Origin of the sequence: Rahnella sp. BCC 1045 (assembly GCF_019049615.1) — a bacterium.
Lineage (GTDB): Bacteria > Pseudomonadota > Gammaproteobacteria > Enterobacterales > Enterobacteriaceae > Rahnella > Rahnella contaminans.
In genome coordinates this window covers 1-430 of record NZ_JAFMOZ010000017.1, presented here as the reverse complement: position 1 = coordinate 430, position 430 = coordinate 1, and the positions used below count along the sequence as shown (strand labels likewise).

At 54.0% G+C, this 430-nt stretch carries 1 protein-coding gene; it reads left to right on the top strand.

The features are described 5' to 3' along the window. On the top strand, nt 1-430 hold a 430-nt coding region (locus tag J1782_RS00090; protein ID WP_217151882.1), incomplete at both ends, for a hypothetical protein.

The window sequence follows — 430 nt, the reverse complement described above, 5'->3', positions numbered from 1 at the left end:
ACCTACGGTATTGATGCTCTCCGCGAGACAATTGGTGGTTTCTACTCCAATTACTACCTCAAGAACATGCTTACCCTGATGGTCATGGCAGTGGTCGCCTACGTGGTTGGCTACTGGCTGCGTCGCAGCCTGTCCTCGGTCAATATTTTGATTAATCACCAGCTGGAAGAGGGCGGCCTGGTCAACAACGAAGAAGTGCATCTGGTCGGTAGTGGTTATAAGCTCAGCGATCTTGTCTTTGCGCTGCGTAACCGCGAGGAGTACCAGTCGCGAGTAGACGAGCGGATGGAGAATCTGCGCGGCAGCTACACGCTGTTTGCGCGCATTGCCATTGGTGTCTCCCTGGTCGCACTTGTGGTGCTGGGTATTTTGGCCCGCAACTACCCAGACCAAAAGGCTCTGTTCTTCGGCTTAGCCTGCCTGTTTGTAC